Source organism: Selenomonas sp. GACV-9 (genome assembly GCA_900116485.1).
GTDB classification, from domain to species: Bacteria; Bacillota; Negativicutes; order Selenomonadales; family Selenomonadaceae; genus Selenomonas_A; species Selenomonas_A ruminantium_G.
This window is the reverse complement of sequence record FPAX01000019.1, coordinates 1-22,180: the sequence shown is the minus strand read 5'-3', so window position 1 is coordinate 22,180 and position 22,180 is coordinate 1. Positions and strand designations below refer to the sequence as shown.

General features: G+C 56.6%; 20 protein-coding genes, 2 tRNA genes and 1 pseudogene. 7 read left to right on the top strand and 16 right to left on the bottom strand.

Annotated features, from left to right (window positions below):
* Positions 1–10: 10 nt before the first annotated feature.
* Positions 11–1,189 carry a CdaR family transcriptional regulator gene (locus tag BM322_RS11745; protein WP_075430694.1) on the bottom strand — a complete coding sequence of 393 codons (1,179 nt, stop codon included), beginning with the start codon at positions 1,187–1,189 and terminating at the stop codon, positions 11–13.
* On the bottom strand, positions 1,173–1,745 hold the full coding sequence (locus BM322_RS11740; protein WP_075430692.1) for a 4Fe-4S dicluster domain-containing protein: 573 nt from the start codon (positions 1,743–1,745) through the stop codon (positions 1,173–1,175). The genes BM322_RS11745 and BM322_RS11740 overlap by 17 nt, the downstream gene beginning before the upstream one ends.
* Before the next feature lie 147 nt (positions 1,746–1,892).
* On the opposite strand from BM322_RS11740, the gene BM322_RS11735 reads away from it, so the two are divergent.
* The gene (locus BM322_RS11735) at positions 1,893–3,893 is read left to right on the top strand and encodes a molybdopterin-dependent oxidoreductase (RefSeq protein ID WP_075430690.1); all 2,001 of its coding nucleotides are present in this window, start codon (positions 1,893–1,895) and stop codon (positions 3,891–3,893) included.
* Positions 3,894–3,963: 70 nt separating this feature from the next.
* On the opposite strand, the gene ychF is transcribed toward BM322_RS11735, so the two are convergent.
* The 8 genes from ychF to purB all read right to left on the bottom strand — a co-directional run bounded on the left by ychF (position 3,964) and on the right by purB (position 12,619).
* Positions 3,964–5,070, bottom strand: coding sequence for a redox-regulated ATPase YchF (ychF, locus tag BM322_RS11730; RefSeq protein WP_075430688.1), 1,107 nt, complete (start codon positions 5,068–5,070; stop codon positions 3,964–3,966).
* Positions 5,071–5,128: 58 nt separating this feature from the next.
* Entirely contained in the window at positions 5,129–5,767 is a 639-nt protein-coding gene (gene upp / locus BM322_RS11725; RefSeq protein ID WP_173371416.1) for a uracil phosphoribosyltransferase, read from the bottom strand.
* Between the two features lie 25 nt (positions 5,768–5,792).
* The gene (gene glyA / locus BM322_RS11720; RefSeq protein ID WP_075430686.1) at positions 5,793–7,040 is read right to left on the bottom strand and encodes a serine hydroxymethyltransferase; all 1,248 of its coding nucleotides are present in this window, start codon (positions 7,038–7,040) and stop codon (positions 5,793–5,795) included.
* 71 nt (positions 7,041–7,111) lie between these two features.
* Positions 7,112–7,555 (bottom strand): ribose 5-phosphate isomerase B, encoded by a 444-nt coding sequence (gene rpiB / locus BM322_RS11715; protein ID WP_075430683.1) that lies wholly within the window; start codon positions 7,553–7,555, stop codon positions 7,112–7,114.
* 79 nt (positions 7,556–7,634) lie between these two features.
* On the bottom strand, positions 7,635–8,726 hold the full coding sequence (rsmH, locus tag BM322_RS11710; protein ID WP_075430681.1) for a 16S rRNA (cytosine(1402)-N(4))-methyltransferase RsmH: 1,092 nt from the start codon (positions 8,724–8,726) through the stop codon (positions 7,635–7,637).
* An 8-nt stretch (positions 8,727–8,734) separates the two neighbouring features.
* Positions 8,735–9,556 carry a Cof-type HAD-IIB family hydrolase gene (locus BM322_RS11705; protein WP_075430679.1) on the bottom strand — a complete coding sequence of 274 codons (822 nt, stop codon included), beginning with the start codon at positions 9,554–9,556 and terminating at the stop codon, positions 8,735–8,737.
* Positions 9,557–9,885: 329 nt separating this feature from the next.
* Positions 9,886–11,172, bottom strand: a complete 1,287-nt coding sequence (locus tag BM322_RS11700) for an adenylosuccinate synthase (RefSeq protein WP_075430676.1) — start codon at positions 11,170–11,172, stop codon at positions 9,886–9,888.
* Between the two features lie 154 nt (positions 11,173–11,326).
* Positions 11,327–12,619 (bottom strand): adenylosuccinate lyase, encoded by a 1,293-nt coding sequence (purB, locus tag BM322_RS11695; RefSeq protein ID WP_075430674.1) that lies wholly within the window; start codon positions 12,617–12,619, stop codon positions 11,327–11,329.
* 306 nt (positions 12,620–12,925) lie between these two features.
* On the opposite strand from purB, the gene BM322_RS13820 reads away from it, so the two are divergent.
* The 3 genes and pseudogenes from BM322_RS13820 (at position 12,926) to BM322_RS11690 (ending at position 14,224) form a co-directional block, all read left to right on the top strand.
* Complete coding sequence (locus BM322_RS13820; RefSeq protein ID WP_318254613.1) at positions 12,926–13,132, top strand: twin-arginine translocation signal domain-containing protein; 207 nt, start codon at positions 12,926–12,928, stop codon at positions 13,130–13,132.
* Positions 13,133–13,207: 75 nt separating this feature from the next.
* Positions 13,208–13,288, top strand: a pseudogene (locus BM322_RS13815) (hypothetical protein); the annotation flags it as partial.
* A 51-nt stretch (positions 13,289–13,339) separates the two neighbouring features.
* On the top strand, positions 13,340–14,224 hold the full coding sequence (locus BM322_RS11690; protein ID WP_318254612.1) for a metallophosphoesterase: 885 nt from the start codon (positions 13,340–13,342) through the stop codon (positions 14,222–14,224).
* On the opposite strand, the gene BM322_RS11685 is transcribed toward BM322_RS11690, so the two are convergent.
* The 3 genes from BM322_RS11685 to BM322_RS11675 all read right to left on the bottom strand — a co-directional run bounded on the left by BM322_RS11685 (position 14,225) and on the right by BM322_RS11675 (position 14,992).
* Positions 14,225–14,716, bottom strand: coding sequence for a VanZ family protein (locus BM322_RS11685; protein ID WP_075430672.1), 492 nt, complete (start codon positions 14,714–14,716; stop codon positions 14,225–14,227).
* A 73-nt stretch (positions 14,717–14,789) separates the two neighbouring features.
* Positions 14,790–14,866, bottom strand: a tRNA-Val gene (locus BM322_RS11680).
* 49 nt (positions 14,867–14,915) lie between these two features.
* Positions 14,916–14,992 (bottom strand) — tRNA-Val (locus BM322_RS11675).
* 152 nt (positions 14,993–15,144) lie between these two features.
* Between BM322_RS11675 and BM322_RS11670 the strand changes: the two genes are divergently transcribed.
* The 3 genes from BM322_RS11670 (at position 15,145) to BM322_RS11660 (ending at position 18,926) form a co-directional block, all read left to right on the top strand.
* A complete protein-coding gene (locus tag BM322_RS11670; RefSeq protein WP_075430670.1) occupies positions 15,145–15,855 on the top strand; it encodes a phosphatase in 711 nt (236 codons plus the stop codon).
* Between the two features lie 39 nt (positions 15,856–15,894).
* Positions 15,895–17,328 carry an amino acid permease gene (locus BM322_RS11665; protein WP_075430668.1) on the top strand — a complete coding sequence of 478 codons (1,434 nt, stop codon included), beginning with the start codon at positions 15,895–15,897 and terminating at the stop codon, positions 17,326–17,328.
* A 113-nt stretch (positions 17,329–17,441) separates the two neighbouring features.
* Positions 17,442–18,926 carry a class I adenylate-forming enzyme family protein gene (locus BM322_RS11660; protein ID WP_075430666.1) on the top strand — a complete coding sequence of 495 codons (1,485 nt, stop codon included), beginning with the start codon at positions 17,442–17,444 and terminating at the stop codon, positions 18,924–18,926.
* Positions 18,927–18,985: 59 nt separating this feature from the next.
* Here BM322_RS11660 and BM322_RS11655 read toward each other — a convergent pair whose 3' ends face one another.
* Genes BM322_RS11655 through BM322_RS11645 form a run of 3 tightly spaced genes read right to left on the bottom strand, consistent with a single transcriptional unit; the run spans position 18,986 to position 21,740 of the window.
* Complete coding sequence (locus BM322_RS11655) at positions 18,986–19,234, bottom strand: efflux RND transporter permease subunit (protein ID WP_075430664.1); 249 nt, start codon at positions 19,232–19,234, stop codon at positions 18,986–18,988.
* Positions 19,165–20,646 carry an efflux RND transporter permease subunit gene (locus tag BM322_RS11650; protein WP_082334475.1) on the bottom strand — a complete coding sequence of 494 codons (1,482 nt, stop codon included), beginning with the start codon at positions 20,644–20,646 and terminating at the stop codon, positions 19,165–19,167. The genes BM322_RS11655 and BM322_RS11650 overlap by 70 nt, the downstream gene beginning before the upstream one ends.
* Positions 20,643–21,740, bottom strand: coding sequence for an efflux RND transporter periplasmic adaptor subunit (locus BM322_RS11645; protein WP_075430662.1), 1,098 nt, complete (start codon positions 21,738–21,740; stop codon positions 20,643–20,645). Before BM322_RS11645 ends, BM322_RS11650 begins: the two co-directional genes overlap by 4 nt.
* Between the last annotated feature and the right edge of the window lie 440 nt (positions 21,741–22,180).

Here is a 22,180-nt window from a genome sequence, read left to right as displayed (position 1 = left end):
TGAAAATCGCTCAGTTCTGTGGCCGCCGAATGATGCGCAAAGCCTGGCAGGCAAGGTAAAAACGCGCCCGAACATCAACCTGCCCAAGGTCGGCGCCCAGCACCTCCTCAATCTTCTTCAGACGGTTGCGCAGGGTATTGGCATGGATGAACATGCGCTCAGCTGCCTGGGGCAGTGACTCGTTTTCCTGAAAGAATATCTCCAAGGTCCGCAGGAAATCCGTCTTGTTCGCGCTGTCATAGTCCATAAGCACGCCCAGCGTCTCCTGTACGAAATCGTCAAGTTCCTCTGTGCGGATATGCGCGAGCAGCTTGAATACACCGAGATCATCATAGCAAGTGACACCGCTCTCAGCCTTGCGGAAACGCCCCAGGCTCACCGCCTGCCGCGCCTCCTGAAGGCTGCGGCAGATGTCAGCGACCAGCGGATAGACCCGGCCAATGCCCAGCGAGAAGGTCGGCAGCTGTGGATGTGCCTGCCGGACTTTATCCATGCTCGCCTGGAACTGCTGCGGAGCACTGGCCTGCCGGATGCCCGTAGATGCCAGCACCGGCAGCAGCATGATCAGCTGGGTGCGCAGCTGCATCGTCACCGGCTGGGTAAAAAACCCGGCCAGCAGCCCCCGCCAGGCGCTCTCAAGGGTATCAATCAGCTGCTTGGAGCGGCTGCCCGGCAGCGGCTGATCGAATTCCGCCACAACAACGTAATGGGGCTGATCGAGATTCATATGCCAAAGCCGCCCCATGCTGATGACTTCCTCGGAGGAATGGAAATTATGATAGAGCACATCATAGAGGAACTGCTCCCGGTGACGGCGCTCTTCCTGCCGCATTTCCTCCTCATGCCAAAGCAGGAACGTGAGGTGGCACGACAGCTCATCAATCAGCGCCGCTGCCTCTGGCTCCAGCTCAGCAGCTGCCGTCACCAGCCAGCCGAACTGCAACGCGCCATAGCATAACGGCCTTACCGTAAGGTCCAGGAACGGAGCCATATCCTGCTGCAGCAGTGCCTGCCGCCGATTGAGCAGCAGTGACAGCTCAGGATCCGGGAATCCCGCTGTTCGTTCCCGGAGGTTGCCCGACTGCATCAGCACCACGAATTCGAGCCCCGTCAGCTCTGCTGCCTGATTCAGCTTGCCTGACAGTGACGTCTGCTGCCACAGCGCCTCCATATCATTTTTGCTGGTCATTACTTTTTGCCTCCTTGCGCAAAAAACGAATGGGCTGACGAGCCGGCACAAAACGGATGGACGGCTGCGTATAACGGATCAATGGATAGTCCGGCAGATTCTTGTCTGCCTCCGTCAGTTCACCAAGCTCGATAAGCTGCAGCGCCCCCACAGGGCATGCCTCGACGCAGGCTGGCAGCTGACCTCTTGTCAGCCTGTCTTCGCAGAAGTCGCATTTTTCCGCCTTCTGCGTCCGCGGATTCAGCCGTGGCGCCCCAAAGGGACAGGCGCCGACACAGCGACCACAGCCGACACAGCTCTCACTGTGATGACGGACGATGCCATTGCGCAGCTTATCATAGCAGTGCTCGGGACAAACCCGCATACATTCAGGCGCAGCACAGTGATTGCACGCCAGTGACAGCAGCCCCTGCACACGGACACTCGCATGCAGCCGTTCCACATGACGGAACCCAGCCAGCGACTCCGGATGCTGATGCTGACAGGCCAGCTCACAGGCCCGGCAGCCAACGCAGCGGTCTAGATCGACCTGAAACCCTATCTGATGCGGCTGCATGCAAAATCCCCCTTACACTTTGCCAGTATCTATCTCATTTTATTTGCGAAATAACAAATTATGATATAATTATATTATACAATTATACCATAATTTCGGATTTTCTTCATATTGACATCACCACCACTGCCCGAGGAGATACCACCCATGCTTTACAAAGACGGCTATCAGATCACGCGGCATACCTGCCCGCGCAACTGCTACGATTCCTGCCCGCTGCTCGCCTATACACGCAACGGCCGCATCGAAAAGCTGACTGGCGATGCCAGCAGCAACCCGCACTATGCCCAGCTCTGCGCCAAGGGGAAGCAGATCCTCGACTCGGTCTACCATCCGCAGCGGCTGCTTTTCCCGTTGCGCCAGCAGGGCCGCGGCACCGGGCACTGGCAGCGCATCACCTGGGATACGGCTATCGAAATCATCGCCCGCAAGATGCTCGCCCTCAAGGAGCGCTATCACTCCACCCTGCCCCTATGCCTCAATAAATACTCCGGCAACTTCGGCCTGCTGCACTATGCCTGCGAGGGTATGTTCAACAGCCTGGGCCCGACGACCCAGACCACAGGCACGCCTTGTTTTTCCTCCGGGATCGATGCCCAAAAGCTCGACTTTGGCGGCAATATCACCTCCGATGTCCAGACCCTTGTCCACTCGCAGCTCATCATCCTCTGGGGCGTCAACCCCGCCTGGACCTCCATCCATTCCATGGAGGCCATCTATCAGGCTCAAGCCAAGGGCACAAAGATCGTCGTCATCGATCCACTGTACACGGAGACAGCCCGCAAAGCTGACTACTACATCCAGATCCGGCCGGGCAGCGACGCTGCGCTGGTGCTGCTGCTGCTGCAGAAGCTTGCGGCCCGCGGCGCCCTGCACAACGATCCGCAGCGCATCCGCGGCGGCGACAAGCTGCTGGCAGACATCCAAAGACTCGACCAATCCCAGCTGGAAGCCGTGATCGATCAGCCTGCTGAGGCGATTGATACCCTCATCGAGCTCATAGCCAGCCAGCATCCCATGCATATCTGGTGTGGCTTTGGCATGCAGCGCCATGTGCATGGAGGGCTCACGATCCGCCTTATCGATGCCCTTGCCATGCTGACCGGCAATATCGGCATCCCCGGCGGCGGCGTGAACTTTGCCGACCGCGAGGGCGTAGACTTCCCCTATGCCACCAAACGCGAGCGGGCTGATACCCGCTATGTCAACATCAACCAATTCTCGCAGACATTGCGCAGCCTGCAAGATCCGCCTGTGCGCCTGCTCTGGATTGCCTGCCGCAACCTGGTCAGCCAGGACGTAGGCCTGCGTGAACTCCAGGCACTCTGGTCTGAGCTCGAGCTCGTCGTGGTTGCCGATAAATTCCTGACCAAGACTGCCGAGATGGCTGATATCGTCTTGCCCGTCACGACAGAATTTGAAGATATCGACGTCTATACCGGCTACTTCCCGCGCTGGCTGGGCATCAACGAAGCAGCAATCCCGCCGCGCGGCGAGGCCAAGAGCGACCTTGAGATTGCCCGTCTGCTGACGCGCCGTCTGAATGAGCTTGCGCCAGGCACCAGCGATTTCCCGGCGGAGCAGACGGACGAGGAGTTCCTCGATGCCGAATTCCCGCCTGCGGTCTGCCGGCAGCTCGGCATCAACGGCTGGCGGCAGCTGCGCGAGGGAGCTATCAAGGTTCGCCCCAGCGGCATAGCCTGGCAAGACGGCAAGTTCGCCACCGACGATGGCAAGTTCCACTGCTGTGAGCTGCCTAAGCAGCTTGATGTTCTGCTGCCCACGGAAGATTATCCTTTCCACTTTATCACGCCTCATGCCCAACAGAGCATCAACGGCCAGACATACACCCGTCTGGCGGAGCTCCCCGAGTACCCCGTCGTCTATATCCACCCTGACAGTGCGAAAAAACGCAGGCTCACGGAGGGCCAGCACGTCATCCTCTGGAACGAATACGGGTCACTGACCGCCACCATTGCCTACGATGACACACTGGCCGCCGATATCCTGATGAGCTACCAGGGCAGCAGCCAGCAAGGCAACGTAAATGCACTCAACGGTGGGCATCCCACAGACCTCGGCACCCTGAGCACCGGCGCCCCGGGGCTCGCCCTCTACGACGTATTCGTCAATATCCGTGCAAAGTAAAAAGCCGCCACTTCAGAAGAAAACGCCCGTATGATATGCAATCATACGGGCGTTTTCCATATGTATGTACTTAGACGTTAAAGCGGAAGTTCACGACATCGCCATCCTGCATGACGTAGTCCTTGCCCTCCACGCGAACCTGTCCTTTTTCGCGGGCTGCAGCGACGCTGCCATTGGCCACAAGGTCATCGTAGTTGACGATTTCGGCGCGGATAAAGCCACGCTCGAAGTCCGTATGGATCTTGCCAGCAGCCTTCGGCGCCGTCGTTCCCTTGACGATGGTCCAGGCGCGGCACTCGTCCGGGCCAGCCGTCAGGAACGTCTGCAGGCCCAGCAGGTCGAAGGCAGCCTTGATCAAGCGGTCAAGACCGCTCTCCGTCTCGCCGAGATCCTCGAGGAATGCCTTGGCCTCTTCCTCGTCAAGCTCAGCAATTTCCGACTCAACCTTGGCCGAGATAGCAACGACCTCAGCACCTTCCTGAGCGGCGAACTCCTTGACCTTCTGCACATATTCGTTCTCATCGAAGGCCGTTGCCACTTCGTCTTCCGCCACATTCGTGACATAGAGCGTCGGTTTCAGCGTGATGAGGTTCATATCCTTGATGACCTCGAGGTCATCAGCACTCAGGTCGACCTGACGGGCTGGTTTTGCCTCGTCGAGGGCCTCTTTGATACGGCGCAGGATCTCATCCTCGACGCGGGCCTCTTTGGCACCGGATTTAGCCAGCTTGGCTACCTTCATGATGCGCTTTTCGACGACCTCAAGGTCAGCCAGGCAGAGCTCCGTCTGGATGATATCGATGTCGCGCAGCGGATCGATGCCGCCCTCGACATGGGTGATGTTCTGGTCGTCAAAGCAGCGTACGACATGAGCGACCGCATCAACCTGACGGATGTGCTCAAGGAACTTGTTGCCAAGACCCTCGCCCTTCGAGGCGCCCTTGACAAGACCAGCGATATCGACAAAGCGCACCGAGGCCGGCGTCGTCTTCTTGGAATCGTACATCTCGTGCAGCACCTTGAGGCGCTCATCCGGCACCGCAACGACGCCGACATTCGGCTCAATCGTGCAGAACGGGAAGTTAGCCGCCTCAGCACCAGCCTTCGTGATTGCATTGAACAAAGTGCTCTTGCCGACATTTGGCAGGCCGACAATACCTACTTCTAAGTTACTCAAAATTACTTACTCCTTTTAAATCATGCCATCCTCATCCACTTGAGGAATGACGCGCAGATTACAGCGTGCCGAAGATACGGTCGCCAGCGTCGCCGAGGCCTGGAACGATGTAGCCCTTCTCGTTGAGTTTCTCGTCGATGGCAGCAACGTAGAGCGGTACGTCCGGATGCTCTTCATTGATGACCTTGATGCCTTCCGGAGCGGCTACGAGGCACATGAGAATCATGGATTTGGCGCCTTTCTCCTTGAGCAGCGAAAGGGCAGCTGCTGCACTGCCGCCCGTTGCCAGCATCGGGTCGACGACAATCAGCGTGCGCTCAGCAACGTCATTCGGCAGCTTGCAGTAGTACTCGACCGGCTTGAGGGTCTTCGGGTCACGGTACATGCCGACATGGCCGACGCGGGCAGCCGGAACCATGTTGACAACACCGTTGAGCATGCCGAGACCAGCGCGCAGGATAGGAACGACACCGACCTTCTTGCCGGCGAGGACCTTGGCCTTGCACTTCGTGACCGGCGTCTCGATCTCAATCTCCTTGAGCGGGAAGTCACGCGTGATCTCATAGGCCATGAGCATAGCGATCTCTTCCAGGAGCTCACGGAAATCCTTCGTGCCCGTATCCTTCTGGCGCATCAGCGTCAGCTTGTGCTGGATCAGCGGGTGGTCGATTACGGTTACTTTCATATCTTCAGACATTTTCTTTCTTCTCCTTCAGTTTCTCTTATTCATAAAGCGGATATTTTTCGCAAAGAGCAGCTACGCGCTTGCGGGCCGCCGCCTTGACTTCTTCGTTCTGCGGATCGCTCAGGACCATGGCTATGATATTCCCTACTTCTACCATATCCTCTTCCTTGAACCCGCGCGTGGTCAGGGCCGGAGAACCCAGACGGATGCCGCTCGTGACGAACGGCGACAACGGCTCGAACGGGATCGTGTTGCGGTTGGCCGTGATGTTGACCTCATCGAGAACGAACTGGGCCTCTTTGCCCGTGATGCCCTTGCTCGTCAGATCGACGAGCATCAGGTGGTTGTCCGTACCGCCCGAGACGATACGGAAGCCGTCAGCTGACAGCGTGTCAGCAAGTGCCTTGGCGTTCTTCTTGAGCTGCTTGGCGTATTCCTTGAACTCCGGACGCAGTGCCTCGCCCAGGGCAACAGCCTTGGCCGCGATGACGTGCATGAGCGGGCCGCCCTGGATGCCCGGGAATACGGCCTTGTTGAACTGCTTGCCGAACTCAGCGTCACGGCAAAGAATCATGCCGCCACGCGGGCCGCGCAGCGTCTTATGGGTCGTCGTCGTGACGACATCGGCATACGGAACCGGGCTCGGATGCTCGCCAGCGGCGACAAGACCGGCGATATGCGCGATATCGACCATCAGATAGGCACCGACCTTCTTCGCAATCTCGGCAAGACGCGGGAAGTCGATGACGCGCGCATAGGCAGATGCACCAGCGACGATGAGCTTCGGCTGGCACTCCTCCGCCTGCTTCTCAAGCGCATCGTAGTCGATGGTCTCCGTCTCCTTCGTAACACCGTACGGCACGATGTTGAAGTACTTGCCCGACATGTTGACCGGGCTGCCATGGGTCAGATGTCCGCCATCCGTGAGGTTCATGCCCATGACCGTATCGCCCGGCTGCAAGAGGGCAAAGAACACCGCCATATTGGCCTGCGCACCCGAATGCGGCTGCACGTTGGCATATTCTGCTCCAAACAGTTTCTTGGCGCGGTCGATAGCCAGCTGCTCCACCTCATCCACGAACTCGCAGCCGCCATAGTAGCGCTTGCCCGGGTAGCCTTCGGCGTACTTGTTGGTCAGCACGCTGCCCTGGGCCTCAAGCACTGCCTTGCTCACGATGTTTTCCGAGGCGATAAGCTCGAGTTTCGTGCGCTGGCGGCCCAGCTCGTTGTCAAGCTGTGCGGCGATTTCCGGATCAGATTTCTTCAGTGTTTCCATAAGACTCATAGGGAGAACCTCCTATAAAAGACAGATGAACGCGGACACTTGCTTATATTGTTGTTGGTTATAGATAGCGGTCAGTTCTGCTCAAGGGCCATGATCTTATTCACGCGGCGCTCATGACGGCCGCCCTCGAACTCAGTCTCGACCCAGGCGCGAACGATCTCGCCAGCCGGGCCAAAGCCCGTGACGCGGCCGCCCATGGCGAGCACATTGGCATTATTGTGCTGACGCGACATCTTAGCCGAGTAGACATCGCCGCAAAGTGCGCAGCGGATGCCCTTGATCTTGTTGCAGGCAATGCTGATACCGATGCCTGTACCACAGAGGGCGATACCGCGATCCGACTTGCCCGAGACAACGTCAGCGCAGATCTTCTCAGCAACATCCGGATAGTCAACCGACTCCGTGCCAAAGGTACCGACATCCGTCACCTCAATGTCGCCGTATTCCTTGAGGACCATCTTGACCTCTTCTTTGAGCTGGACAGCACCGTGATCACTGCCGATGGTAATTTTCATGCTTACCTTCCACCTTTCTTACATACTGACTTTTATTGTATCATATGCCAAACGAAAAAAATAGAAGTATATGTATTTGTTACTTCGCACTCTTGACCGCCCAGCGCAGTTTTGTCGAGTGGGCACGGCTGTTGCGGTAACATTCTTCTTTTGTAGGACGGATGACATCCTGGGCGATATCGGCGTATAGGCCCTGCTGATGGAAGGCTTTGAAGGCCTTCTTGACGATGCGGTCTTCCCCCGAATGGAACGTCAGGATTGCCGCCCGGCCGCCAGGCGCGAGCGCCGCAGGAAGTTTCTCCATGAACTCATAAAGAACTTCGTACTCATGGTTGATATCGATGCGCAGAGCCTGGAATACGCGGGCACTGCTCTTCTTGATGAGTTCTACCCGGGCCAGTGCCTGTTTTTTTGTGCTGTAACCAGCGCGCTCGGCCATCTCCTTGGGCAGTTTTACCTTAGAAAGCGCCTGCCCGATGGCTTCGTGCAGGTCCTTCGTCGTTTTTATGGGCCGGCGGCGGCGCGTCTTTACGATATAGCGAGCGATTTCGGCGGCATAGGGCTCGTCGGCATTTTCCTGCAAGAGGCCTTCCAATTCATACTCGTCAATGTCCCGAAGCCGCTCGGCGGCCGTGATACCTGCTTCGGGATTCAGCCGCAAATCAAGGGGGCCTTCGCTTTTATAAGTGAAACCGCGCTCCGGATTGTCAATCTGCATGGAGGATACGCCAAGATCCGCGAGAATGAAGTCGAAAGGCCCCACCTCACGCGCCAGCTCGTCAATCTGGCAGAAATTCATATTGCGCAGCTCCCAAATAGCCTCGGAAAAGCCCTTAGCCCGGATACGCGCCTCGGTCTTCTTCGACTCTATCGGGTCAATATCCCCGCTGATCAGGTGCCCTTTTCCCTCGAGTTTTTCCAGCATCGCTGAGGTGTGACCACCATAGCCCAAGGTCGCATCAAAGCCACGTTCACCGGGCTTTATGGCCAGCACCTCTAAAATCTCATTGACCATGATGGGAATATGCATGCCTGCCGGCGTGTTGCCCTTGGCGATGACATGGGCAATCTCATCGCCATATTTTTCCGGGTTCAATTCCTTGTATTTTTCTTCAAAGCGCCGCGGATATTTGCCGCTGTAGTGGATGCGCCGTTTATGCTGCTGTTCCATCCGGCGCCTCACATAGAAAAGTGCTTTGAAAGCGTCACGGCGATGCCATCCTCATTATTGGAAAGGGTGACTTCGTCAGCAATCTCCTTGAGCTCCTCGCAGGCGTTGCCCATGGCGACGCCATAGCCGGCAAACTCCAGCATGCTCATATCGTTCTGGGCATCCCCGAAGGCCATGACCTCACTCTGTTCGATGCCCAGGCGCTCGCAAGCGTGGCCCAGTGCGCTGAGCTTGCTGACCCCCTTGATGGTGCCCTCGTAGAACCACGGCGCCGACTGTACGAAGGACATCTTATCCTCAAAGCCGCGGCGGATATCTGCCAGATGCGGCACGAGGATCTCATTGGGGGCAGCCGTCAGGATCTTTACCGGATCGAAGCCGCCAGCAGCCACAGCATCGGCAATATTGTCGACAATTTTTATCTTGAGGTTGTTGTTGCGGCTTTCGTCCATGACTTTATGGCGGCTGGCATCCGTCGTATAGATATACTCCCCATCATCGACGATAGGCGAAAGCTCCGGCCACTGCTCCAGGTGACGCAGGAATTTGACCGCCAGCTTGTTATCGATACTGCTGTCAAAAAGGATTTCCTTCGTCGTAGCATCCTCAATGCGGCCGCCATTGTAGGAAATGCGCAGGCCGTGATATTTCTCAAGCTCCAGCGCCTCGGCCTCGCGCTTGAGTCCCGGGGCCTGCCGCCCCGATACCAGTGCGACTACCACGCCCTGTTTCTGCAGGCTCATGATAGCCTCTTTCGTTTTCGGCGTAATCACTTTATCATCATTATTGAGCGTACCATCAAGGTCAAATGCCAACATCTTATAAGCCATATTTCTGTCCTTTCTTGACTGAAAACATAAATATCGATATAATGAGTGTAGAGAAGGTGCTACCGTTAGACGGTCAGCCCCGCATATAGTTTCAGCTTGAAGAAGCCGCCCTAGTTTGTGAGACTGCAGGGCGGTTTTCTTATGCCTTTATGGCAACGATCATGAGAAGCGTCAAAAGCATCAACGCGAAAAAATCATATTTCGTCATCCGCATCGCCCCTCTCTGGGGCTAAGACTTACCGCCTGCCGCAATGGTAGCACCGCCGTCATTATAGCATAAAGCCCATCTACTGACAATCCAGCAGATGGGCTTTTCTATTGCGTTAAAATCAGAAGATATCGTTGGCCAGAACGATGGTTTCATCGCGGTTCGGGCCAACGGAAACGATGCCGAGGCCGATCCCCGTTACCTCAGCCATGCGCTCGAGGTATTTGCGGGCATTTTCCGGCAGGTCTTCGTACTTGCGGACCTTGCTGATGTCGGTCTTCCAGCCTGGGAAGGTCTCATAGACCGGCTCAACTTCTGCCAGCACCTTGAGGCTGGCCGGAATCTCGTTGAGGATTTCGCCTTTGTACTTGTAAGCGACGCACATCTTGATCTCGTCGAAGCTGTCGAGGATATCGAGACGCGTCACAGCCATGTAGTCGATGCCCGAAAGCAGGCCGGCATAGCGGACCACGCAGGCATCGAGCCAACCCGTGCGGCGCGGACGGCCCGTGACAACACCATACTCATGGCCTTCCTCACGGATTCTGTCGCCGATCTCATTGAGCTGCTCCGTCGGGAAGGGGCCTTCACCTACGCGGGTGCAGTATGCCTTGACGATACCGACCACCTTGTCGATAGCGCGCGGTGCTACACCGCAGCCAACGCCAACGCCGCCCGAAATCGGATGGGAAGCCGTAACATACGGATAGGTGCCATAGTCGATGTCGAGCATCGTAGCCTGCGCACCCTCGAACAGGATCTTGCGGCCCTCTTTGACTTCCTCATTGAGCAGGGCAATCGTGTCGCAGACATAAGGACGCAGACGGTCAGCATAGCCGTTGTATTCCTCAAGTATCTCTTCGTAATCGAGTGGCTCATGGTCGTAGAGAAGCTTGAGCTCACGGTTCTTGATTTCGAGGTTCTCCTTGAGGCGTTTAGCGAACTCGTCGCGGTCGATGAGGTCGCAGACGCGGATGCCGATGCGGTTATCGCGGTCGATGTAGCAGGGGCCGATACCGTTCTTGGTGGTGCCAATCTTGTTCTTGCCGCGGGCTTCATCGCCAATGCCATCCATCAGGCAGTGATACGGCAGAACGACATGCGCACGGTTCGAGATGCGGATTCCCGAAAGGTCGATACCGCGCTCAGCCAGTGCATCCATCTCCTCGAGCATGACTTTCGGGCTGAAGGCAACGCCGTTGCCTACCACACAATGGGTTCCCTTGAACAGGATGCCCGACGGCATCAGGCGGAGCTTATAGGCCTCACCATCGACGACGACCGTATGGCCGGCATTGCTGCCGCCCTGGAAACGGACGACCGTCTCAGCCTGCTGGGCCAGATAGTCTACGATCTTGCCCTTGCCTTCGTCGCCCCACTGGGTACCGGTAACTACTACTGTTGACATAAGATTTCTCTCCTTAATAACCGCTGTCCACCAGCTGGCAGACCAACTATGGCAGCGAATCCATCCCGCAAAGCCTGCAAAAAGCCCCTACGGGTATAATAACGCCGTAAGGGCTCAAAGGATTTGAGCCCACGGCTCATCATAACATATTGAATTACAGACCGAAACGCTCGAAAATCATATCGACGCGGCGGATGAAGAACTTGTAATCGAAGCAGTCATCGATTTCTTCCTTCGTCAGATACTTCGTGATATCCGGATCGTTTTCAACGCTCTCCTTGAAGTCCTTGCCTTCCATCCAGCGTTTCATGGCATTGCGCTGTACCCACTTGTAGGCCTCTTCACGCAGTACGCCCTTGCTGACAACAGCCAGCAGCAGACGGGAGCTGTACATGAGACCGCCCGTGCGGTTCATGTCGTGCATCATCTTCTCCGGATAGACGAGCAGCTTGTCAATGATATTCGTGAGCTTCTTCGTGCAGTAGTCGAGGTTGATCGTCGTATCCGGCAGGATGACGCGCTCAACGGAGGAATGAGAGATGTCGCGCTCATGCCAGAGCGTGATGTCTTCCATAGCGGCTACGGCATTGCCACGGTTCAGGCGGGCCATGCCCGAGATGCGCTCGCAGTTGATGGGGTTGCGCTTGTGCGGCATAGCCGAGGAACCCTTCTGGCCGGGGGAGAAGTACTCCTCGGCCTCACGGATATCCGTGCGCTGCAAGTTGCGGACCTCGGTCGCGATTTTCTCGAGGGTGCTCGATACGATAGCCATCGTCGTCACGTACTCCGCATGACGGTCGCGCTGGATGACCTGGGTAGCCAGGCGAACCGGCTGAAGGCCAAGGGTCTTGCCGACCATTTCCTCGATGCGCGGATCGATATTGGAGTAGGTGCCGACAGCACCCGAGAGCTTGCAGACCGAAACGATTTTCTTCGCATGCTCGACGCGCTCGATATCGCGCTCGATCTCAGCGCTCCAGAGCAAAAGTTTCAGACCGAACGTCATCGGCTCCGCATGGATGCCATGGGTGCGGCCGATGCACGGCGTGTGCTTGAACTCCACCGCACGGCGGCGCAGTACCTCGCGGAACTTCTTGAGGTCATCGAGGATTATGTCTGCGGCATCGCGCATCATCATGCAGTATGCCGTGTCCTTGACATCGCTCGAAGTCAAGCCTTTATGGACGTACTTGGAATCATCACCAACATTTTCGGCGACGTTGGTCAGGAAAGCGATGATATCATGATGCGTAACGGACTCGATTTCCTTGATACGCTTGACATCAAACTTTGCCTTGGCGCGAATGTTCTTCGCAGCCTCGGCCGGAATCTCTCCGAGCTCGGCCATGGCGTCGCAGGCAGCCATCTCGACATTCAAGATCTGCTGCCATTCGTTCTCGATGGACCAAAGATGCCCCATCTCCGGGTTGGTGTAACGTTCGATCATTAGTGATTTCCTCCTCATTTTCCTGGCGGCGTCACTGCACCGCGGAAGTGAAAACACGACGAAAAAACTCAAATTGACCTCTCCCCTTGGGGTGCAGGCCTCGTTTTGAGTCTGGAGATTTCCTTATTTCCCTTGACTATAATAGCAAATCTTGCCTGTCACTGTCAACGAAAACTATTGTTCAAACACACTTGTGCACAGGCAAAAGAGCCTGCCAAGAAAAAACTGCTTGACTTTGAGCTGGCTCTAACCGATAAAATAAGTAAAACAGCTGATTTCTGCGTTTATATAATGAAGGAGTTTCTCATGACAAGATCATTCCTCACCCGCCGCACCTTCCTGAAAGGCTCGGCCGGTCTCGGCATCCTGGCAGCAGGGCTTTACCTGCTGCCAGGCACCAGCCTGTTCCGCCGCGCCCAGAATAACGCCCATGTCTTGTTCGGCAATATGAACGCGCGGTTCCTGCGCCAAATCATCACTGAAAATCCCGCCACCACGCGCCGCATCATGTGACAGTCAGAGACCCCGCTCGCAAACGCTGCTGTCGAATACCGCACCACTGACAGCGAGACCAGCCAGCAGGTTGCTGCCTGCGATGTGACCTTCAGCGACGACGGGCAGACAAACTGCCAATACAGCGCCCTGCTTGAAGACCTCCAGCCTGACACGAACTACGAATACCGAGTCACAGGCTCCAAGTCCGCCAGCGACTGGCACCCCATGCACACGCCCCCTCTCGGCAGCCACAGCTATACAGCACTGATATTCCCCGACAGCCAGTCCAGCGACTACAGCGACTGGTCAGCGCTTGCGCACACGGCCTGGCAGCGCCATCCCGAGGCCCAGTTCTTCATCAACATGGGCGACATCGTCGACAACGGCGAAGACCACACGCAATGGCAGGCCTGGTTTGACGGCGTTGAGCCCATGATTGCCAAGATTCCCTTTGCCCCCATCATGGGCAATCACGAAACCTATGATCAGAACTGGAAAGTCCGCCTGCCCGAAGCTTACCTGCACTATTTCGACGTTCCCGAAAACCAGAGTGCCACTTTTTCTCGCTACTACTATTCCTTCGATCATGGCGCTGTGCATTTCATCGTCCTCAACAGCCAATGGGATGAGACAAACGACTTCAAGCCGGGCCTCCTTGACGAGCAGCTCGCCTGGCTCAAAGATGACACACAAAAAAGCACGGCAAAATGGAAGGTCGTGCTGATCCATAAAGATGTATTGCAGTATCGCATCAAGAAACGCCCCGAGCGCAAGGAGGGCATCAGCGCTGTTGGCAGGGCCTTCATGCCGCTCTTTGACGAGCTCGGCATCGACCTCGTGCTGACCGCCCACCTGCACACCTACCGCAACCGCGGCAGGCTCTACGATAAGCAGCCAAGCACTGACAAGGGCCCCCTCTATATCCTGACCGGCGTCGCTGGCAACGTCCGCTATCCAAACCTCTGGACTGGCCATGCCTTCGACAAGGTCGTCGCGCCACAGCCCGAAACCGACAACTATCTGACCCTCGCAGTCACCGACAGCAGCCTGACCGTCACCTGCTTCCTGCCCGACGGCCAGGAAATCGACCGCGCCTGCGTCACGAAATGATCAGCAGACCTTACGGAAATTCTCCCAGGCGCCAAACCGCCACAGCAGATAGACGAGCAGCTCCACTGCCAGGATGCCCATAAGCGCCCCCGAAGAATCTAGCGCCACATCGGAAAGCTGGCACGAACGGCCCGGACTGAACTGCTGCAAATATTCATCCATGCCAGCCACCATGGCGCATAGACACAGGGCAAGCAACGTGCAGCGGCTGAGCAGCTGCCGCCCCCAGGTCATAGCTGCCGCAAAAAACGACCGCAGCATCATCCCGAGCAACGCAAACTCGGTAAAATGCGCCAGCTTGCGCACGAAGTGGTCCACATCCTGCCAGGACAGCACCCCGCCGCTAAGCTTCACCAGCTGCACGAGCAGCAAGTCAAAAAACTTGCTGGCCTCACGCGAATCCACCGCATCCTGCAGGGAGTTGTGCCAGATAAACGCTGTGACCAATATCGTCAGCAGCAGGAATATCACCGCTCTGCACGTAATCTTCAAACGTCATCCTCCTATCGATCCATCAGCCGGATAAAACAAAAGCCGTACGGAACCGTACGGCTATTTTTCCCTATGGTGCTCGCTGAGGGATTCGAACCCCCGACCCCCTCCATGTGACGGAGATGCTCTAGCCAACTGAGCTAAGCGAGCAGATAAACAAAAAAGGACCCGTCGTCAGACGAATCCTCAACTTTCTTAATGGTGGGGTTAACAGGATTCGAACCTGTGACCTCCTCGATGTCAACGAGACACTCTAACCAACTGAGCTATAACCCCATGTCATAACGACAAGATTTATTATACAGACACCTTCTCTAAATGTCAACACATTTTCACAAAAAAGTTGCAGAAAACGCACTTTTCCTGTTCAGCAGTCTGCTATATAATAGTAACCAGTGATTTTGTTTTTAGTGGGAGGCTTTTCTGTAATGATGGATTTACTGGATGTACATACGCATACCATCGCGAGTGTCCATGCCTATAGCACAATACGAGAAATGATTACCGCCGCCAAGGAAAAGGGGCTGCAGCTCATCGGCATTTCCGACCATGCACCAGCCATGCCCGGCGGTTTCCATGAATTCTATTTCTGCAACTTCAAGGTCATCCGCCCTGAGGCCTACGGCATCGGCGTCGTCATGGGTGCCGAGCTCAACATCATGGACTTTGCCGGATCGATCGATCTCAAGCAGCACCTGCTTTCGCGCCTTGACTACGCGATTGCCAGCCTGCATGACCCCTGCATCCGCCCGGGCACGCGGGAGCAGAATACGGCTGCACTCATCGGCGCCATGCGCCAGCCCAAGGTACGGATCATCGGTCATCCCGACAATCCCATGTACCCGGTGGACTTCGACGCGCTGGCCAAGGCCGCACGCGAACATAAGGTACTGCTAGAAGTCAACAACAGCTCCTACACGCCTGGCGGCAGCCGCAAGGGCTCCCGCGAACTTGCCGGAGAGCTGCTCGCCGCCTGCAAAAAACGCGGCACTATGGTCATCATGGGCAGCGATGCCCATATCGACCTCGACGTCGGCAACCACGAATACGCACAGGAAATGATTGCCCAGTACGATTTCCCCGAAGAACTCGTCATCAACAGCGACCCGCAAAAATTCCGCGCTTTGCTGAAGGGCTGAATCCCGCCCCATATATTTAGGAAGGACTGACACAACTCTATGAATTTATTCCGCACCAAGAGCATTGAGCAGATGCGCGCCGCCGCCGCCAACTCCGGCATGGCTAAGACCCTCGGTGCTTTTGACCTTATCCTCTTAGGCATCGGCTGCGTCATCGGCACCGGCATCTTCGTCCTGACAGGCGTTGCCGCAGCCAAATACGCTGGCCCAGCCGTCACGATCTCATTTATCCTCTCCGGCCTCGCCTGTGCCCTGGCCGGCCTCGCCTATGCCGAGTTTTCCTCGATCGTGCCAGCATCTGGCAGTGCCTATACGTATACCTACGCATCCCTAGGCGAATTCATCGCCTTTATCGTCGGTTGGAACCTCATCCTCGAGTACACCGTCACGGCCAGTGCCGTCGCCTCGGGCTGGTCCGGCTATGTCACGGGACTCCTGCAGAGTGCCGGCATCGAGGTCAGCCATGCGCTGACCCATGTGCCGGCGGATGGCGGCGTCATCAACGTCCCCGCCATCCTGATCACGCTGCTGCTCACCTTCTTCTTGATCCGCGGCACCCAGGAGAGCACGAAACTCAACCGCATCCTCGTCTTCATCAAGCTGGCGGCAGTCTTCATCTTCCTGCTGCTGGCCGGGTCCCATGTCAATACGGCCAACTGGGAACCCTTCATGCCCTTTGGTGCCTCAGGCATTGCTGCCGGTGCCGCCATCGTCTTCTTTGCCTATATCGGCTTTGATGCCGTCGCGACCTCGGCTGAGGAATGCAAGAATCCCTCCCGCGACCTGCCCATTGGCATCATCGGTTCCCTCGTCGTCTGCACGGCGCTCTACGTCATTGTCGCCGGCGTCCTCACAGGTGTTGTCCCCTACACAGAGCTCAACAACCCTGAGCCGGTAGCCTTTGCCCTGCGCTATATCGGCTATAACCTGGGCTCGGCCGTCGTCGGTGTCGGCGCCATCGCCGGCATCACGACAGTTCTCCTGGTACTGCTCTACGGCCAGGCCCGCATCTTCTTTGCCATGAGCCGCGACGGCATGGTACCAGCCCGCGTCTGCAAGATACACAAGCGCTACCACACTCCGTACATCGTCACGGTGCTCGGTGCTATCTTCGTCTCGCTGATTGCGGGCTTTGCCCCGATTGGCCTGATTGCTGAGATGGCCAATATCGGCACCCTCTCAGCTTTTCTCGTCGCTGCCATCGGCGTCATGGTATTACGCGTGACGAAACCTGACGTGCCACGCGCCTTCCGCTGCCCACTGGTCTGGCTCGTTGCGCCGCTTGCCGTCCTCGCCTGCGGCTATCTCATGGCCCATCTGCCCTTTGACACCTGGATCCGCTTCCTCGTCTGGTGTGCCTTCGGCTGCCTCGTCTACTTCGGTTACAGCTATCAGCACAGCACCGTCGGCATCCAGCAGCGCAAGCTCCGCCGCCTGAAGAAATATCCGCCAGCCGAACCTGCCGAAGAATGATTCCGCTTACAGAAATTTCACTTTGACAAAATTTAGTACCTGGTATAAAATTATCATCATCAAATTGATACTATCCGACATCCACTTAGTTTTGTATAAGAAAGAGTGATGAAATGTTTATTCATGATCTCATTCGTCAGGGCGATCCTGACGCTATGGCCATCATTGACCACGAGCGCCGTTTCACCTATAAAGACTTCCAGGCTGCGGTAGACGCCTGCCGCAACCGCCTCTACGCCGCCGGCGTCCGTCAGGGCGACCGCGTCGGCATCTTCTCGCGCAACAGCGCTGAGTTCGTCTTCGCCTTCATGGGTGCGGCCTCCCTCGGTGCCATCGCAGTTCCCATCAACTTCCAGCTCAGCAGCCGCGAGATTGCCTACATCGTCAAAGATGCCGGCATCGAGACGATCCTGACCTATCAGCCGCTGAATCTCGCCGATGCGATGGCCCAGCTGCGCTGTGACCTCAAGGTTGCCCAGATCGATATCCGCAATATCGGCAAGCCGCAGGCAGGCATCGCTGAGGCCCCGAAACTCTCTGATTACTTCAGCGAGGACAACCCGTGCGAAATCATCTACACCTCGGGTACGACGGGCAATCCGAAAGGTGCCGTCCTCTCCCATCGCAACATCGTGGCCAACACCCAGCAGATGTCCTTCATGGGCTGCAAAGCCGAGCACAACGTTCTCTGCGTGCTGCCGATGTACCATGTCTTCGGCCTGACCTGCTCGGTCTTCTATCCCTTCAGCGTCGGCGCGACGGTTGCCATCCTTGACTCCTTCACGCCGAAGGAGACCATTGCCACGATCCGCGACGAAAAGATCACGGACCTCTATATCGTACCGTCGATCTGCAGCCTGCTGACGAAGCTCGCCAGCGAGGAAGACATGAAGACTGTCCGTCTCGTCGTCAGCGGCGGCACGACCCTGCCGCTCAAGATCCAGCAGGACTTCATCGGCAAGTTCGGCGTCGATATCTGCGAAGGCTACGGCCTCTCCGAGACGTCGCCAGTTGTCACGATGAACCCGCCCCAAAAGGCCAAGGTCGGCTCCTGCGGACCGATTGTCCCTGGTCTCAAGTGGAAACTCATCGATGATGCCGGCAACGAAGTCGCTCCGGGCGAGCCGGGCGAGCTCGTCGTCAAGGGCGATAACGTCATGCTCGGCTACTGGAATCTGCCAGATGTCACCCATGATGCCATGCGCGGCGGCTGGTTCCACACCGGCGACGTTGCTCGTGTCGACGAAGACGGCTATATCTATATCGTCGACCGCATCAAGGACATGATCATCAGCATGGGTGAGAACATCTACCCACGCGAAGTCGAGGAGCTCATCTACCAGTTCCCGGGCGTCTACGAGGCCGCTGTCGTCGGCATCGAGGACAAGCTCCGCGGCCAGGCTGGTGCCTGCTTCTACAGCGTTCACGAAGGTGCCGATGTCAATGTCCGCGCCCTCAAGAAATTCCTGCAGGCCAACCTCGCGCTCTACAAGATTCCGCGCGAATTCCACCAGCTTGATAAACTGCCACGCACCACGACCGGCAAGATTGCTAAAAAAGATATCCTGAAACAGTTCCAGGAAGGCAAGATAAAATAAAGATAAGCCTCGCTGCACTTTAAAAAATGCAGCGAGGCTTATTATTTTGCCCGCAAGCCTTAATGGCTGCGCCGTGCATGAATGAGCTCGTAGACAGTTGGCACGACGACGAGGGTCAATAGGGTCGATGTGATGACGCCGCCAATGATGGCATGGGCCATCGGCGCCCGGGCCTCAGCACCTGGCCCCAGGCCCAATGCGATGGGCAGCATGCCGAAGACAATGGCCAGGCTCGTCATCAGGATTGGCCGCAAGCGTATGCAGCCAGCCTCGACCAAGGCCTCCCGGCAGGATATGCCAGCCTGCATGCGCTGCTTGGCAAAATCGATAAGCCGAACTCCTTGAACATCTGGCCATCGACACCCGACATAAAGCCCACAGGCAGGAACACTGCTGCCACCGTGAACGTCGTCGCCATGACGGCCAGCGCAATCTCCTTCGTGCCATCGACAGCTGCCTGCCGTGCATCCTTGCCCATCTGACGATGGCGGATGATATTCTCGATAACGACGATGGCATCATCGATGAGCAGGCCTACGGAAAGCGACAAGCCCAGCAGCGACATGCTGTTGATGGAAAAGCCCGCCAGTTTCATGAACAGGAACGTCGAGGCAATCGAGGCCGGTATCGCGAGTGCACTGATGACCGTACTGCGCCAGTCGCCGAGGAACCAGAATACGATGGCCACGGCAAAGATACTGCCGATGATGAGGTCAAACCAGACCTCGGCAATCGACTCCGAGACCCGGGCCGCATCATCGCGCACAAGCTGCAGCTCCATGCCGGCTGGCAGCTCGCCCTTCAGCTGTTCAAGCTCCTGCTTGACAGCTGTTGCCACCTTGACGGCATTGCCTCCCGACTGCTTGCCGATGGCGATACCGATGGCCGGATGGCCATCATAACGTGCTGTCGAAGTGATGTCCTTTATCGTATCCTTGGCCTCGCCCACCTGCCAGAAATAAATCGGCACATTGTCGCGGGTACCGATGATGACAGAGTCAAACTGCTGCACCGCCGTGAAATTGCCCGCCGTACGCACAGAAAGCTGCTGGGCATCGGTCTTTATCTTCCCGGCCGGCACATCCTGATTGACAAGGCGCAGCTGTTGCGCCACCGCAGCTGGCGTAAGCCCGAAAGTATTTAACTTTTCCTGGTCGAGCTGGAGCTGGATCTCGCGTTCCTGCCGCCCGCTGATAGTAACCTGCCCGACACCATTGATTTTCTGGAGCCGCGGCTTGAGCACATCATCGACAAAGATGCGGATTTCCCGCAAGCTTGCCGTATCTGAAGTAATAGCCAACGACACGACAGGCTGGGCATTCATATCAAAGCGGGAGATGACCGGCTCCTTGACCGTATCGGAAAGTTCGCCGCGGATGGCACTGATCTTATCACGCACCTCCTGGGCAGCCTCGGCGGGATTCACGCCGAAATTGAACTCCACATTGATCTCGGCCTCCCCTTCCCGCGAAGTCGACTCGATGTGCTTGACCCCGCGGGCCTCGCCGACGGCCTCCTCGACTTTCTGCGTGACCTGCGCATCCACCTGATCAGGCTGCGCACCTTCATAGGTAATGCTGACCGATACATATGGCAGGCTCGTATCCGGCATCTCATCGACATTCATCTTGCCGTAGTTGATGATACCCATGAGTATCAATGCCGCCAGGACGACTGTCGCAAAGACCGGACGTTTGATGCTGATTTCTGGCAGACTCATTGCGTCGCTCCTAACTGTATCAAATTACCATCTTTGAGTTTATCGAGATTGTCGGTCAGGATAACCATACCTTCCGTGACGCCCTCGGTAATCTCGATGCGGTCACCGACGATATCGCCAGCCGTAACCCGCACCTTCTTCGCCTTGCCATCCTCTACCGTAAAGATATATTGCAAGCCTTTCTGGCCAAGCACGGCCTTCTGAGGAACGGTAAGAACCTGTTTGGGATTGCCAAGATTCAGCTGCACCTGCACGAACATGCCCGGTTTGAGCAACAGCTCAGGATTCTCCACGCGGATCTTGACGCGGAACATGCGGCTCTCCTTGCCAGCAACGGGACTGATCACATCGACCACACCGCTGAAGGTCTGGTCGGGATACGTGTCGACTGTGATGTTTACGGTATCCCCCATCTTCAGATAGGCCATATCGCGCTGCTCCACGTTGACGACCACATGGACCGCATCGAGCTGCTCCACAGTCATCAGCTGATTGCCCGCCGAGACATTCTGCCCATTCGTCAGGCTCTTATTGGCAATGACACCATTCACAGGACTTACGACAGTTGCCTCATCGACTTGTTTCCGGGCGCTGTCCAGATTGGCCTGCGCCGAATCGTAATCGGCTTGGCTTGCCAGCATCTTCGTGCGCGCACTGTCAAGCTGCTGCCGCGAATAAGCGCCCTTGTCATAGAGCACTTCGTAGCGCCGGTACTCCTCACGGTCATTAGCATATTTGGCCGCCGTCTGATTGACGCTGTTCTGAGCCACACGCAGCGCATTGCGCAGCTCGACCGTATCGAGCACAAACAACGCCTGCCCCGCACTCACAGCCTGCCCATCCTCGACCAGCGCCTGGGTGACCTGTCCGGAAAACCGGCTGCTGATAATCGAAGAAGTCAGGCCCTCCACGGTACCTGAAAGCGGCATCGTCGCCGGTTTCATGGTGAGTGCCACCGTATCCGTCGATACCGCCAGCGGCTGCTGGCTGCCAGCCTCCCCATCATCTTCCGCCTCAGCCATCCGCCACCCCATAATAGCCAGCACCACAGCAAAAAACCCCAGCATCATCATTCGCGTCTTGTGTTTTTTCATTCTGAACTCCTTTTATTGACTCAGGTCAGTAATAAACAAAAAAATCCACTGATATAAAGAATAAACAAAACTTGCAGTTTGTTTGCTCGTGCGAGCTGAAAATAGGCTTGGAGCAGCTCAGCTTGGGTGAGGGTGGGTGCACTTTTTCTCCGCTCCGCTAAATGACCCGCGCTGGCAGGTTGTACGTACCTAGGTACATGCGCCGGGCAAGCCGGCGGCGCGCCAATACATCTTGGCGTTCTAGTTTATACCTGCCGCGTGCCATCCCTCACTGCGTTCGGGCAATCGCTCCGTCTACGAAGAAAGTGTACCCACCCTCGCCTTCCGATATGTTGGTACAAGCCTGTTCCTTTCCGGCGATAGGCCACGAATTACATCGATGTGCTTGCTGCGGGAGCAACGGTTCGTGCAAATTCAGACTACCGTTACCAAAGGGGCGA